Annotated in this window: 15 protein-coding genes; 13 read left to right on the forward strand and 2 right to left on the reverse strand. The window is 58.3% G+C overall.

Translation table 11 applies throughout. From position 1 onward, the window contains the following. Positions 1–6: 6 nt before the first annotated feature. Entirely contained in the window at positions 7–198 is a 192-nt protein-coding gene (locus AC2A6O_RS18280; RefSeq protein WP_498929205.1) for a hypothetical protein, read from the reverse strand. Positions 199–363: 165 nt separating this feature from the next. Between AC2A6O_RS18280 and AC2A6O_RS18285 the strand changes: the two genes are divergently transcribed. The 8 genes from AC2A6O_RS18285 to ptsN all read left to right on the forward strand — a co-directional run bounded on the left by AC2A6O_RS18285 (position 364) and on the right by ptsN (position 6,885). Beyond that, a complete protein-coding gene (locus AC2A6O_RS18285; RefSeq protein WP_498929207.1) occupies positions 364–780 on the forward strand; it encodes a c-type cytochrome in 417 nt (138 codons plus the stop codon). Between the two features lie 282 nt (positions 781–1,062). Continuing rightward, positions 1,063–1,683, forward strand: coding sequence for a ribonuclease D (locus tag AC2A6O_RS18290; RefSeq protein ID WP_148584757.1), 621 nt, complete (start codon positions 1,063–1,065; stop codon positions 1,681–1,683). 144 nt (positions 1,684–1,827) lie between these two features. Continuing rightward, complete coding sequence (gene lptC, locus AC2A6O_RS18295) at positions 1,828–2,379, forward strand: LPS export ABC transporter periplasmic protein LptC (RefSeq protein WP_498929209.1); 552 nt, start codon at positions 1,828–1,830, stop codon at positions 2,377–2,379. Positions 2,380–2,382: 3 nt separating this feature from the next. Continuing rightward, entirely contained in the window at positions 2,383–2,961 is a 579-nt protein-coding gene (locus tag AC2A6O_RS18300; protein WP_148584756.1) for an LptA/OstA family protein, read from the forward strand. A gap of 124 nt (positions 2,962–3,085) precedes the next feature. Further along, positions 3,086–3,841, forward strand: a complete 756-nt coding sequence (gene lptB, locus AC2A6O_RS18305) for an LPS export ABC transporter ATP-binding protein (RefSeq protein WP_205514041.1) — start codon at positions 3,086–3,088, stop codon at positions 3,839–3,841. An 89-nt stretch (positions 3,842–3,930) separates the two neighbouring features. Then, on the forward strand, positions 3,931–5,478 hold the full coding sequence (gene rpoN / locus AC2A6O_RS18310; protein ID WP_498929212.1) for an RNA polymerase factor sigma-54: 1,548 nt from the start codon (positions 3,931–3,933) through the stop codon (positions 5,476–5,478). Between the two features lie 291 nt (positions 5,479–5,769). After that, complete coding sequence (gene hpf / locus AC2A6O_RS18315; RefSeq protein WP_148584753.1) at positions 5,770–6,357, forward strand: ribosome hibernation-promoting factor, HPF/YfiA family; 588 nt, start codon at positions 5,770–5,772, stop codon at positions 6,355–6,357. Positions 6,358–6,417: 60 nt separating this feature from the next. Continuing rightward, positions 6,418–6,885 carry a PTS IIA-like nitrogen regulatory protein PtsN gene (gene ptsN, locus AC2A6O_RS18320; RefSeq protein ID WP_148584752.1) on the forward strand — a complete coding sequence of 156 codons (468 nt, stop codon included), beginning with the start codon at positions 6,418–6,420 and terminating at the stop codon, positions 6,883–6,885. Positions 6,886–7,142: 257 nt separating this feature from the next. On the opposite strand, the gene mdoH is transcribed toward ptsN, so the two are convergent. Further along, positions 7,143–8,915 (reverse strand): glucans biosynthesis glucosyltransferase MdoH, encoded by a 1,773-nt coding sequence (gene mdoH, locus AC2A6O_RS18325; RefSeq protein ID WP_498929215.1) that lies wholly within the window; start codon positions 8,913–8,915, stop codon positions 7,143–7,145. A gap of 147 nt (positions 8,916–9,062) precedes the next feature. Between mdoH and AC2A6O_RS18330 the strand changes: the two genes are divergently transcribed. The 5 genes from AC2A6O_RS18330 (at position 9,063) to AC2A6O_RS18350 (ending at position 12,972) form a co-directional block, all read left to right on the forward strand. Then, entirely contained in the window at positions 9,063–10,085 is a 1,023-nt protein-coding gene (locus AC2A6O_RS18330) for a zinc-dependent alcohol dehydrogenase (protein WP_498929217.1), read from the forward strand. A 39-nt stretch (positions 10,086–10,124) separates the two neighbouring features. Further along, positions 10,125–10,523 carry a 6-pyruvoyl trahydropterin synthase family protein gene (locus AC2A6O_RS18335; protein WP_498929219.1) on the forward strand — a complete coding sequence of 133 codons (399 nt, stop codon included), beginning with the start codon at positions 10,125–10,127 and terminating at the stop codon, positions 10,521–10,523. 6 nt (positions 10,524–10,529) lie between these two features. After that, the gene (locus tag AC2A6O_RS18340; RefSeq protein ID WP_498929221.1) at positions 10,530–11,582 is read left to right on the forward strand and encodes a glycosyltransferase family 4 protein; all 1,053 of its coding nucleotides are present in this window, start codon (positions 10,530–10,532) and stop codon (positions 11,580–11,582) included. Beyond that, positions 11,579–12,373, forward strand: coding sequence for a class I SAM-dependent methyltransferase (locus tag AC2A6O_RS18345; RefSeq protein ID WP_498929223.1), 795 nt, complete (start codon positions 11,579–11,581; stop codon positions 12,371–12,373). Before AC2A6O_RS18340 ends, AC2A6O_RS18345 begins: the two co-directional genes overlap by 4 nt. Positions 12,374–12,723: 350 nt before the next feature. Then, positions 12,724–12,972, forward strand: coding sequence for an acyl carrier protein (locus AC2A6O_RS18350; RefSeq protein WP_148584746.1), 249 nt, complete (start codon positions 12,724–12,726; stop codon positions 12,970–12,972). Positions 12,973–12,975: the final 3 nt, after the last annotated feature.

The raw sequence follows: 12,975 nt of genomic DNA on the forward strand, positions 1-12,975 counted from the left end.
CGAGGTTCAGGTCCTGTCGTAGGAAGGAAACGCGCTGGTGGCGAAGCGCTTTTTCGCGAAAACTGTGCGAGTCGCCATGGCGAGGGCGCCGATGGGCGCGACGGCATAGGCCCGCCGCTTGTTCGCAAGATTTATGAACCTGGCCATCAGTCCGATGGCGCTTTCCTGCTGGCTGTGACACGCGGCGCGCGCTCCCATCAAGGGTCATTTGGCGATGTGCCGCCCGTGGATGGCTTTCGCCAGGCGCATATGCGAAATTCTTGTCTATGTTCGTGCACTGCAGCGAAAAAACGGGATCGACTTGAAAGCAAGGGGAAGTGGATGCGGATTGGGGGAGCAGCGTTTGTGCTTTGGGCCGGCTTGATGTCTGCGGGAGCTGCCTTTGGCCATGGCGGCGCAAGCGGCATCGTCAAGGAACGTATGGATGTGATGTCGGACATCAGCCGCAACATGAAATCCATCGGGACCATGCTGAAAGGCAGCTCCGCCTTGAATCCGGATCTGGTGATAGATGCAGGCGATGCCATCGCAGCACACGCGGGCGATAGGCTAACGGCCCTGTTTCCGGAAGGCAGTGATCATGCACCGACCGAGGCGAGCCCGGAAATCTGGAAGAAATGGCCTGCATTTTCTGCCTCCGCGGAGAACATGAAGGCGGCGGCGCTTGCCCTGAAGAGGGTGGCGGAAGCCGGTGAGGGCAAGAAGGAAATTGCGGGTGCTTTCGGCAAATTGGCAGCAACCTGCAAGAGCTGCCACGAAGTTTTTCGTATCAAGAAATAGCATTCTCTCCACGCATCGGCATGGTTCTGCGGTCAATCGGCTTGCCTCATCCCGCTGCATGTTTTACCTGACGGAAAACGTATTCAGGTAAGCGACCTGCCATGTGCCCGTTGTGGGCAGCCGGCAGACAACAGCATTTATTGCGTTCAACCTGTGTTCATGTGTCATCGCATAAATGCAGGTAGGACAATTGAAGACATAAGCGCGGTGTCCAGCCGGTTCAGCACGGCAGGAACGTCGGCAGAAACTGCGCCTGGGACAGGCCAGAGGAGACGAAACGTCATGACCATCCGCTATCACAAGGGCGATCTGCCCGATCTGAAAGCCTATGAAACGGCAAACGCGGTGGCGGTCGATTCCGAGACCCTCGGGCTTAACCCGCATCGCGACCGGTTGTGCGTTGTGCAGCTGTCTCCGGGCGACGGAACCGCTGATGTGGTCCAGATCGCACGGGGCCAGAGCGAGGCGCCGAACCTCGCCGCGCTCATGACGGATGCATCCAAACCCAAGATATTCCACTTCGCCCGGTTTGATGTTGCGGTGCTTCAGCACTATCTGAACATTCGGGTGTCGCCAGTGTGGTGCACGAAAATCGCATCCAAACTGGTTCGGACCTATACGGATCGCCACGGATTGAAGGATATCACGCGAGAGCTTCTCGGGGTGGAGCTGTCCAAGCAGCAGCAGAGCTCGGATTGGGCGGCGGAGACCTTGAGCGATGCGCAACTGGCCTACGCGGCTTCGGACGTGCTTCATCTGCACGCCTTGAAGGAACGGCTGGAAATGATGCTGGAGCGTGAGGAACGCAGTCATATTGCCCGGGCCTGTTTCGACTTCCTGCCGATGCGGGCGGAACTCGATCTGAAGGGCTGGGAAGAAAACGATATTTTCGCCCATTCGTAAGGGCCCTGGCGACAGGGCATCGGGCACACGGTTTCGGAGAATGGATTGAGCGCTGTTGGCGATCACATGCACGGGCATTCAGCCAGGCGGCCTTTGAGCCGCGCCCAAAGGGCTGCGCGTCGGCACAGCATCATGGTGCGCATCATGCGTTGGCTCTTTCCAGGCATTGGACTGTTGATCCTGGCCGCCATGGTGGGGCTGGTGGTCCTGTTCAATGTGCTCAGCGGGTTTGGTGCCACCAACGTGATGCTGACCAGCGAAGGGCTGGTGATGGACCAGCCGGAGCTCTCGGGGCACGACGGCGAGCGGTCTTACCGGGTAACAGCCAACCGTGCGATCCAGCGTCTCAGCGATCCACGGATCATCGATCTGGAAACCATTCTGGCCGACATTACGCTGAGCAAGGATCAGAGCGCGCAGATCGTGGCGCTGAAGGGCACATATAACAATGCCACGGAAAGGCTGCGGCTGTTCGAAGGCATTCAGCTTGAGTGGAGCGAAGGCTACACGGTTGATTTGTCCGATGTGGAGATAGATCTCACCAACGGAGCCTTGAAGACTTCGAATGTCGTGTCCATCCGGTCGGATCAAGGCCGTATCGTGGCGGGCAAACTCGATTATGATAAGGCCAAGGGAATCGTCAGGTTTTCCGATGGCATCAAGATGACCCTCAATCCTGCTTCGCAAGGACAGTAAGAGATGACTTTTCTGAAACGCATGACGATTGCCGCCGCTGCCGCCCTTATTGCCGGTTCGGCCCATGCCCAGACCTTCTCCGACGCCTTCGCGGGCTTCGGGTCGAGTGAAGGCGAACCGATCGAGATCGAAGCAAGTGAGCTGCGGGTCGAAGACAACAACAACACCGCGACCTTCGTTGGCGATGTTCTGGTGACGCAGGGCGAAACCACGCTCAAGACTGAGCGGCTCAAGGTGTATTACGTTGGTTCCGGTGCCGAAAAGACCGAAGACAGCACCGCTCAGCAGCGGATTTCCAAGCTGGAAGCGGAAGGTGGCGTTTTCATCACGTCCAAGGACCAGACCGCGAAGGGCGATGAAGCCAGTTTCGACATGAACCAGGAAGTCATGGTCATGACCGGGCGGGAAGTCGTGCTCAAGCAGGGGCCGAACGTTGTCGTCGGTAACAAACTCACCGTGAATCTGAAGACCGGCAAGGCCAACCTGAGCGCCGGTGGCGGCAAGGTGGCGGGGCAGGGCAGCGGCCGCGTCAAGGTACGCATTCAGCCCAACAGTGTGAACAACGACCAAACCGGCAACTGAGTTTGACGGCTGGTCCGACTCGACAGCGTCGGTCGCAGACCTTATGTGAAGCTGCGGCAATGATCGGATGGACGGCAGGCCAGTGAAAAGAACGCCTTCGGAGAATAACGGATTGCAGGGAAGCATGCCGGATCCCGCCCATGATGGCGAAGACTTGTCGCAGGCGCTGGTCGTTGAAGGCATCGGCAAGACCTATGGTCGCCGACAGGTGGTGAAATACGTCAGCCTGACAGTGAAACCGGGTGAGGCCGTCGGCCTTTTGGGCCCGAACGGGGCCGGCAAGACCACAACCTTCTACATGATCACCGGTCTGATCCGTCCGGATCAGGGCCAGATTTCGCTGGAAGGTTTCAATATCACCCGGATGCCGATGTATCGCCGTGCCCGCCTCGGTATCGGCTATCTGCCGCAGGAAGCATCCATCTTTCGCGGCTTGACGGTGGAAGAAAACATCCGGGCCGTTCTGGAGGTGATTGAGCCGAACCGGCAGAAACGCCGTGAGGAACTTGATTCGCTGCTGGCCGAGTTCGGGCTTACCCACTTGCGAAAGTCACCCAGTATCGCGCTGTCCGGTGGTGAACGCCGCCGCGTCGAAATTGCCCGCGCGCTGGCAAGCCGGCCGTCCTTCATGCTTCTTGATGAACCCTTCGCGGGTATCGATCCGATCGCTGTCGGCGACATTCAGCAGCTCGTTCGGCATCTGACCAAGCGTGGCATTGGGGTTTTGATCACCGATCACAACGTTCGCGAGACTCTCGGCCTGATCGACCGGGCCTATATCATTGCCTCAGGCGAGGTGCTGACGGAAGGGTTGCCGCAGGAAATTGTCACCAATCCGGACGTGCGCCGGCTTTATCTGGGTGAACAATTTACGCTTTGATGACATGCTGCCAGCTACGTTATACACTTGGACTGCAACGAATAAGCAAAAAGCAGACCAACTTGAAATAACGCTTGCCTGGGAACTCAATGGCCATTTCAACCAAGCTGGAGATGCGGCAAAGTCAGTCGCTGATCATGACGCCGCAGCTGATGCAGGCGATCAAGCTGTTGCAAATGTCCAATCTCGACCTGGTTGCCTATGTCGAAGCCGAGCTGGAGCGTAATCCGCTTCTGGAAAAGAGCGACATTGCCGAAGGGGGACCTGAGGGCGGCGCCGAAGCTACGGCGGATGCGTTCGGCGAGGGCACTGATACTCAGAACCATCAGACTGAAGAGCCTGGCACTGGCGACTGGATGCAGAGCGACCTGGAAACCGGGTCGGAAGCCATTGCGTCGCGAATGGATACCGATCTCGGCAACGTCTTTCCCGACGAGCCGGGTGTACCCGCATCGCCCGATCCCGCGCTCCTGAAGGCTGGCGACAGCTACAAGAACACTGGCAGCAGCGGCGCATCTGATGATTATAATCTGGAGGCTTTCGTTGCCGACGAAGCCTCTCTTGTCACGACCCTGGAAGAGCAGATGCATCTTGCGATCGGCGAGGAGGCCGACAAGCTGATTGCGACACATCTGATCAACTCGCTTGATGAGAACGGCTATCTCTATCTGGATTTCGACGAAACGGCAGAGCAGCTGGGGGTCGAGACGGAGCGGCTGGAAAGCGTTCTCGCAGTCCTGCAGACTTTCGAACCCGCCGGCGTGTTCGCGCGGAACCTGGCCGAATGCCTGAAGCTGCAGCTCATCGACAAGAACCGCTTTGATCCCGCCATGGAAGCGCTGATCGACAACATTGAACTGCTGGCGAGACGCGACTTGCCGGGGCTGCGCAAGGTCTGTGGCGTCGATGACGAAGACCTGGTCGAAATGATCGCGGAAATCCGCGCCCTCGATCCCAAGCCAGGCAGCCTTTTCGGTTCGGCGCTGGTGCAGCCGGTGGTGCCGGATGTGTTCGTGCGTCCGGCCAACGACGGCACCTGGGCGATCGAGCTGAATTCCGACACCTTGCCGAAGGTGCTCGTCAATCAGACCTATTATGCCAAAGTCATCAAGACGACCCGCAACGAAACCGAGAAGGAATATCTCACCGACTCGTTGCAGACGGCCAACTGGCTGGCCAAGAGCCTTGATCAGCGCGCCCGCACGATCCTGAAGGTGTCGACGGAAATCGTGCGCCAGCAGGACGGGTTCCTGACCTACGGCATCGCTCATTTGCGACCGCTCAACCTGAAGACGGTCGCGGAAGCGATCGGCATGCACGAATCGACGGTCAGCCGCGTAACGTCGAACAAGTTCATGGCGACCCCACGTGGCATTTACGAGCTGAAATACTTCTTCTCGTCGGCCATTTCCGCAACGGTAGGCGGCGATGCCCATTCGGCCGAGTCGGTCCGGCACCGGATCAAGCAGATGATTGATGCCGAGGATCCGAAAGCGATTCTATCCGACGATACGATTGTCAAAATTTTGAAGGACGATGGTGTCGATATTGCCCGGAGAACGGTAGCCAAATACCGTGAAGCCATGAAGATCGGCTCGTCCGTTCAGCGTCGGCGGGAAAAAAACGTGCGGCTATAAGTCCTGATGCGATCTGCCTTTAGGGTTCAATAGTGCAACATTTAAAATGTTTCAGAGATTTCCACTGAAACAATACAAGGCAATTACGCAAGGCTTTTTCCCGTTTGTTTCTTTAATTCATAAACAATTGACTCTTTGAGCGAGCGCAATTATAGCACCGCCCTCGTGACGTAAACAGGGGATGGCGCTTCGGCGCTGACTGGTCCATTCTGTAAGCTTGAAACGTCTCGCGTTTCAACACCGGTGGCAACGCCGGTGACCTAACGGTCAATAGAAAAAGAAGAGGTCCCCATGGCTTTGCGGATTTCGGGTAAGAATGTCGATGTAGGCGATGCACTGCGTGTCCACATCACAGACCGAATCGATGATGCACTGGAAAAGTACTTTACAGGCGGATTCACAGGCCACGTTACACTCAGCAGGGAGGGCACAGGCTTCAAGTCTGAATGCAACCTGCATTTGGACACCGGTATTGTGCTTCAAGTGTCCGCGCAGGATCAGGACCCGCGCGCCAGTTTCGATATGGCTGCGGACAAGATCGAAAAGCGGCTTCGCCGCTATAAGCGCAAGCTGAAGGACCATCACGGCCACAACGGCCACGAGCGTGACGCTCTCGAAGCGGCATCTTATGTGCTTGCTTCGCCTGAGGAAGACGAGGAAGTGCCGGTGGATTTCAATCCGCTGGTGATTGCCGAGACTTCCGCAAAAGTTAAGACGATGACCGTCGGCATGGCGGTAATGGAGCTGGATTTGACCGAAGCGCCGGTCGTGCTGTTCAAAAATGCGGCAAACGGCGGAGTCAATGTTGTCTATCGTAGGCCAGACGGCAATATTGGCTGGATAGACCCAGCATTGGTAGCCACGCAGGCTGCCGAATAAGGATGCGGATGGGGTCGGCTTCCTCAGGGAAGCCGGCTTCTGAAACTTGTAGGCGGACTAATGGATCTTGGTGATCTTCTGGGTAAAGACGCGGTAATTGCCGGGCTCAAGGCCAAAAGCAAAAAACAGGCAATTCAGGAACTCGCCGGAAAGGCGTCTGAACAGACCGGGCTTTCCGAACGGGAAATATTCGACACGCTTCTTCAGCGCGAGAGACTGGGGTCTACAGGTGTCGGTCACGGCATCGCGATCCCGCACGGCAAGCTGACACGGCTCGACCGTTTGGTCGGATTGTTCGCGAAGCTGGACAAACCAGTGGATTTCGATGCTCTCGACGACGAGCCGGTCGATCTGGTGTTTCTGCTTCTGGCGCCGGAAGGCGCTGGTGCCGACCACCTCAAGGCGCTGGCCCGCATCGCGCGTCAACTTCGCGACAGCTCCGTCACCCAGGGCATTCGCGCGTCCCATGATGCGCAGGAGATCTATGGTTTCTTGACCCAGCCGCTGGCATCTTCCAACGCGGCTTGATCCGTTCAAAGTCTCAGATGCAAAAGACCGGCCACGTGGCCGGTCTTTTGGTTTGTAGGCGCTCTCATGTTCAAATGGCTGGATCGCAGTGGTGCTGAGGGCCGGTGTGTCCTCGTCTCCTGATCCTTCCGGACAGAGGCCTGACGTTCTGAGATCTGGCATTGCACGCAGAAAGTTTTGCAGCAGCCCTGAAGTCAAAAGCTGTTCCCGGCTGCGCCTTGCTCGCGGCCGGGAAGCGCTATGTGGTGTATGGCGCCTCAGGCTTTCGCCGGATTGGCATCACCCTGGACGAGCCCTTGCTGCGGCGCGGAAACCGCGCCTTTGGTCAGGGCCGGAAGATGCAGGTCGGCCAGTTCCGCAGGCGGGCTTGTCTCTTCAGGAATGCGCCACAGGGTGGAGCGGATTGCGATCTTCCCGAGCGTTCTCGTGGACGTGACGACAGCGATCAGAATGGCCAACAGCGGCCCGATGGCGACAGGAATGACCGGCCACACCAGATCGATGGGCTGTGTGGAAAGCCAGGCGAACCCAGCCAGCCCGAAAAGTGTCTGCGGCCAGAGCTTGCCCGCCGCCAGCAACACCGGCAGGCGTTGCACGCCGCGCGCCTGCGCGCCCCAGCCGATGGTTTTGCCGAACAGGAGCCCGCCCATGAACAGCGAGTGCGCCACGGCCATGATCGGTGCCAGCATCGCCGAATAGACGATCTCCGCCAGAACGCTGAGGACGATACGCACTGGTCCGCCAAAGGCCTTGCGCAGATCCGGCCGCGCTAGCACATCGGCCACCGTTGCCAGTTTCGGCGCGAACACCATCGTCAGAACCGTGAAGAAGAGCAGGGCGCCGGTATCTGGCCGGTAGGGCATATAGTCGGTGACCATGCCGAGGACGGCCGCCGATGTCATGAAGCCCAGCCAGGCGGGCGAACCGAGAAACATCAGGATGGCCAGCACGAGCTGCATCCGGCTCACAGGCTTGAGGCCGGGAAGCCCGATCAGCCGGCGGTATTGCAGGTTGCCCTGGCACCAGCGCAGGTCACGGCGGATAAACTCCAGCAGATGCGGCGGATTGGCTTCATAGCTGCCGGTTTCCAGCGGCAGCACACGCACCTCGTAGCCGGCGCGGCGCATCAGCACGGCTTCCACCTGGTCATGGGAAAGGATGGTGCCTGAAAGCGGGCCCTTGCCCGGCAGTTCCGGCAGGCGGCACCTTTCCTTGAACGGTTTGATCCGCAGAATAGCGTTGTGGCCCCAGTACGGTCCGCAATCGCCCTGCCACCAGGCGCTGCCGATGGTGTAGGAGCGCATGCCGAGTCGCATGCCGAACTGGAAGACACGTGCAAAGGCGCTGTCCGTCGGCAGGCCGACCACCAGGCTCTGCAGAATGCCAAGTTGGGGATTGGCTTCCATACGCCGCACCAGGCCGACAATGGCCTCGGCGGACATGTAGCTGTCCGCATCAAGCACAAGCGCGAACTCGTGACGGTCCCCCCAGCGATCGCAGAAATCTTCGATATTGCCAGCCTTGAAACCGCGGTTGTCCGTGCGCCGGCGGTAGACGACGTCCACCTGGCCTTCGAAGCGATCCTTCAACCGGGCAGTCATCTGCTGCTCCTGAAGGGCAACATCGTCCATGTTGGTGTCGCTCAGTACATAAAGGGTGAACCGGTCCGCTTCGCCCGCGCGTATTAGGTGAGACACCATGGCGTTGAGGTTGGTTTCCAGGCTTTCAGTGTCTTCGTTGCGCACGCAAGACAGCAGCGCCGTAGAGCTTCGCAGCGGTTGCGCTGGGTCGCCATGGTCGATCGGGCAGACCGCATCGGCCGGATTTTTCGACAGCCGCATGATGAGAAGGCCGATCACCGCGTTCCAGAAGCCGATGATGGTCCAGGGCAGGGTGACGAGGAAACAGATCAGGATGAAAAGGTCGAGCGCCGTGTAGCCTCCTGGAGACAGCGTCAGCGTCATCAAGGTGGCAAGGCCGGCAAAGCTGAGCCCGAGAAGGACAGCGAAGGTGGCGCGCCGTGCGGTCATGGTTGAAAATGATCCAGTGAATTTTGGCATGTCACAGACCCGAAACATTATTTTGACTTCCAATTGGAGCGATCATCGCAATAGTGCGCATGTCAAAATGTCCTAACGTTGACGAAGGCAAGGGTTGATGACCACTGAGGATAGAGGATGACCGCTGACACACCGGTGACCACGCGCACAGGCAAACCACAGGCGCTGTGGTACATCGAACCCGGTCGATGCGGACTGGAGACTGTTTCCTTGGACAAGATGAAAACCGGCGAAGTGCTGATTGAAACGCTCTTTAGCGGGATAAGCCGGGGAACGGAAGGCCTTGTCTTTCGCGGCGATGTGCCGTCGAGCGAATGGCAGCGCATGCGGGCGCCGCATCAGGAAGGGGATTTTCCGTTTCCGGTCAAATACGGCTACGCAAACGTCGGCACGGTCCTCGCTGGGGATCCGGATCTCGATGGTCGCCTCGTATTCTCTCTCTTCCCTCATCAAAGCGTCTTTGCGCTCCCTTCCACGGCATGCGTACCGGTTCCCGAAGGCGTTTCCGCCGAAAGGGCCGTGTTAGCGGCCAATATGGAGACGGCACTTAATGCGTTATGGGACGGAAAACCATCACCTGGGGATCACATCTGCGTGGTCGGTGGTGGTGTCGTCGGTCTCCTGACCGCATACGTTGCCGGACGGTTGCCCGGATCAAAGGTAACCGTCGTAGATACAAACCCTGACCGGGCGAAAGTTGCCATCGCGCTGGGTTTGGAATTCGCACTGCCGGAAGATGCGCCGGTCGATCAGGATCTGGTCTTTCACACAAGTGCGACATCGGCAGGCCTGGCCACCGCGCTCGCCTGTGCCGGCGATGGCACATCGATCGTCGAAATGAGCTGGTATGGTGCCCATGCGGTCACGGCCCCGCTCGGAGCGGACTTTCACTGCCGCCGACTGAAGCTCGTCTCGAGCCAGGTTGGGACCATCCCTGTGGAGCGCCAGGCCCGCTGGACCTTCCGCCGCAGGCTGGAAACGGCTCTTGCCCTGCTGGCCGATCCGGTGCTGGATTGTCTGGTCACGCACAAGGTGGCCTTTCCGGATTTGCCAGAGCAGCTACCCGGCTTGCTGGACAAGGCGTCGGATGTGCTTGCCGCCCTTGTTGTCTATGACGGAACCAGCCAGGCCGTCATTTGAACCCCCTTTCAATTTTCCTCGTAAATTCAGGATGAGAATATGTTTGCAGTTGAAGTCCGCGATCACGTCATGATTGCCCACTCCTTCAAGGGAGAGCTGTTCGGCCCGGCCCAGGCTTTGCATGGCGCCACCTTCGTCATCGATGCCGCATTCCTGGCGGAAAACCTCGATTCCAATGGCGTGGTGATCGATATCGGCCGGGCACATGAAGCCTTGAAGGAGGTCTTGCAGCCGTTGAACTACAAGAACCTCGACGAGGTTCCGGAATTTGCCGGCATCAACACCACGACCGAGTTCCTCACCAAACACATTCATGACCACCTGGCCAAAGCGGCAAGAGAGGATCGGCTGGGTCGTTCGGGATCGGAACTGAAGTCCATTCGCGTGACGATTTCCGAATCTCACGTCGCCCGCGCCTGGTACGAAGCCGGGATCTGACAGCTTATGCCTTCGCTTGTCTTTGCCTATCCAGGCGACCTGAACACACCGACGGGTGGCTACGGCTATGATCGCAGGATTATAGCCGGGGTGCGCGCACTCGGCTGGGACGTCGATCTTGTGTCACTTGGAGAAGGCTTTCCGTTTCCTGCCGACGAAACGCTGCGCCATGCCGAATACAAACTGTCCTCGGTTCCGGAAGGATCGCTTGTCGTCGTCGACGGACTGGCCCTCGGTGTGATGTCGGAAGCCATGGAGCGGCTGCACGAGCGGGTCAAGCTGGTTGCCCTGGTGCACCACCCGCTATGCCTTGAAAACGGTCTGTCAAAGGAACAGTCAGAGGCACTTTTCCAGAGCGAGAACAGCGTTCTGGCGTTCGCCCGCCACATCATTGTCACCAGCCCTGCCACGGGAACGCAGGTGGACGATCTGTTCGGCATCGCGCCGGATCGCATCACGGCTGTTCTGCCGGGAACCGACAAGCCTGAGCCATTTGAGCGCCTGGAGCAGGACACCATACAGCTTCTGTCAGTCGGCACCTTGCTGCCGCGCAAGGGCTATGACCTGTTGCTGTCTGCCCTGGTTAGCCTGAAGGCTCTGCCCTGGCACCTGGATATTGTCGGCGGGCTAGAAGCGGATCCTGCCTGTTACCAGGCGCTGCTGGCTCAGGTCCGCGAGCTTGATCTTTCCGGCAGGGTCACCTTCCACGGCGCCGTTCAGGCGCACGACCTGGCTGGTTTCTTCCGGTCGGCTGACATTTTCGTTCTTGCGAGCCGGTATGAAGGCTATGGCATGGCCTATACGGAAGCGCTTGCCTATGGTTTGCCGGTGATCGGCAGCGGTGGCGGTGCCGTAAAGGAAACGCTGCCGGAAGGGGCCGCCATCTACTGCGGCGTCGAGGATGTCGATGCCCTGCGGCGCGCTCTTGAGGCCCTGATTTCAGATCAAGGCGCGCGTGACAGATTGAGCGCTGAAGCCAGAAAGGCTGCGAAACGCTTGCCGGACTGGACAGACGCAGCACGGCACTTTGCAAACCTCTTAGAGGATACCAGCCAATGACCGGTTTTTCTCCTGAATGGCTGGCCTTGCGCGAGCCGATCGATCTCGCGGCTCGTAACGAGGCTGTCGAAATCGCGTTTTTTGCTGCTCTCGGCAGTGACCGTTTACGTTTTCTGGACCTTGCAAGCGGAGCCGGCTCGACCGTATCGGCGCTTTCACGCAGCAAAGGCCGTTCCGTCGGCAGCTCGGTGGAATGGCTTCTGACCGACTACGATCCAGCCCTTCTGGACGTTGCCGGCCAACGCTGGCAGGACAGCGTGACGATGCGGCAAATCGACCTTGCGAAGGATCTGGAACAGCTTCCGTTTGCCGAGGTAGATGCGGTGACCACCTCCGCCTTTCTGGATCTGGTCTCGGAGCCGTTTCTCGTCCGTCTGGTCGATCAGGTCGTGCGGGCGAAAAAGCCGTTTCTGGCGAGTCTGACCTATGATGGCCGCGCCGTCTTCGCCCCGCAGCTTTCTTTCGATGCAGCGGTTCTGGACGCGCACAACACCCATCAGCTTTCCGACAAGGGGTTTGGCCCCGCACTCGGTCCGGCTGCCGCCGGGCGTGCCATCGAACTGTTTCAAGATCGCGGTTACAAGGTGGTCGAGGGCCGGTCTGATTGGCAGGCAGACCATGCGTCGGCAAATTTCCAGAGCGAGCTGCTCGCAGGTTGGCAAAATGTCGGCAGGCAAGTTGGGCTGGACGAAGCGGAGCTGGCGCAATGGTGGTCGCTGCGGCAGGAGCAGATCAGCTCCGGGGATCTCAGTCTCACCGTGGGGCACATCGATTTCACAGCCTTTCCGTAAGGAAATTTCTGCCGGAATCCTAATAATGAGGCCCGCTTTCCCTAAAGTCCGTCAGTTTGGCCGCCTTTCGCTGCCAAGGTGCTGCACGTATTCTTACGATCTTGTTTTCACCGACGGGGTGCTCCGTCGGCTAAGGTGAGCGAACGTAGCGGAAGAATTTCTAAGCGGGGCGAATATTTGCTCGTTTCTTGAGCAGATGCACAATCCTTGACTTAATCAACATTAACGATTGGTCTTTTGTAATTTTTTACCATGCCCTTTAATTACAGTTTATCGTTTTTTGGTCTAGATGATGCCTCGACACTCAAGGACCGACTCAAACGTAACCGTGAGAAAGTGGTAAGGACAAAATGAAACAGACCATTCGGACCCTCCTGGCGAAACATGGCAATCTGCCGGTTTCTATCGACGATGTCGCGGACAGTGCAGATCTCTATGATGCCGGTCTGTCGTCCTTTGCGTCCGTCCAGGTGATGCTGGCGCTCGAGGAAGAATTCGACATCGAATTTCCGGAGCATCTGCTGAACCGCAAATCGTTCTCGTCCATTGACGAGATCGACGCAGCACTGACTGAAATTCTGAAAGAGCAGGCTGCCTGATCC

The organism is Labrenzia sp. ATLA3, from assembly GCF_057180185.1.

Coding starts and splice junctions, on each gene's coding strand:
- AC2A6O_RS18280 (WP_498929205.1), bottom strand. CDS start 198: ATGGGAGCGCGCGCCGCGTGTCACAGCCAGCAGGAAAGCGCCATCGGA.
- AC2A6O_RS18285 (WP_498929207.1), top strand. CDS start 364: ATGTCTGCGGGAGCTGCCTTTGGCCATGGCGGCGCAAGCGGCATCGTC.
- AC2A6O_RS18290 (WP_148584757.1), top strand. CDS start 1,063: ATGACCATCCGCTATCACAAGGGCGATCTGCCCGATCTGAAAGCCTAT.
- lptC (WP_498929209.1), top strand. CDS start 1,828: ATGCGTTGGCTCTTTCCAGGCATTGGACTGTTGATCCTGGCCGCCATG.
- AC2A6O_RS18300 (WP_148584756.1), top strand. CDS start 2,383: ATGACTTTTCTGAAACGCATGACGATTGCCGCCGCTGCCGCCCTTATT.
- lptB (WP_205514041.1), top strand. CDS start 3,086: ATGCCGGATCCCGCCCATGATGGCGAAGACTTGTCGCAGGCGCTGGTC.
- rpoN (WP_498929212.1), top strand. CDS start 3,931: ATGGCCATTTCAACCAAGCTGGAGATGCGGCAAAGTCAGTCGCTGATC.
- hpf (WP_148584753.1), top strand. CDS start 5,770: ATGGCTTTGCGGATTTCGGGTAAGAATGTCGATGTAGGCGATGCACTG.
- ptsN (WP_148584752.1), top strand. CDS start 6,418: ATGGATCTTGGTGATCTTCTGGGTAAAGACGCGGTAATTGCCGGGCTC.
- mdoH (WP_498929215.1), bottom strand. CDS start 8,915: ATGACCGCACGGCGCGCCACCTTCGCTGTCCTTCTCGGGCTCAGCTTT.
- AC2A6O_RS18330 (WP_498929217.1), top strand. CDS start 9,063: ATGACCGCTGACACACCGGTGACCACGCGCACAGGCAAACCACAGGCG.
- AC2A6O_RS18335 (WP_498929219.1), top strand. CDS start 10,125: ATGTTTGCAGTTGAAGTCCGCGATCACGTCATGATTGCCCACTCCTTC.
- AC2A6O_RS18340 (WP_498929221.1), top strand. CDS start 10,530: ATGCCTTCGCTTGTCTTTGCCTATCCAGGCGACCTGAACACACCGACG.
- AC2A6O_RS18345 (WP_498929223.1), top strand. CDS start 11,579: ATGACCGGTTTTTCTCCTGAATGGCTGGCCTTGCGCGAGCCGATCGAT.
- AC2A6O_RS18350 (WP_148584746.1), top strand. CDS start 12,724: ATGAAACAGACCATTCGGACCCTCCTGGCGAAACATGGCAATCTGCCG.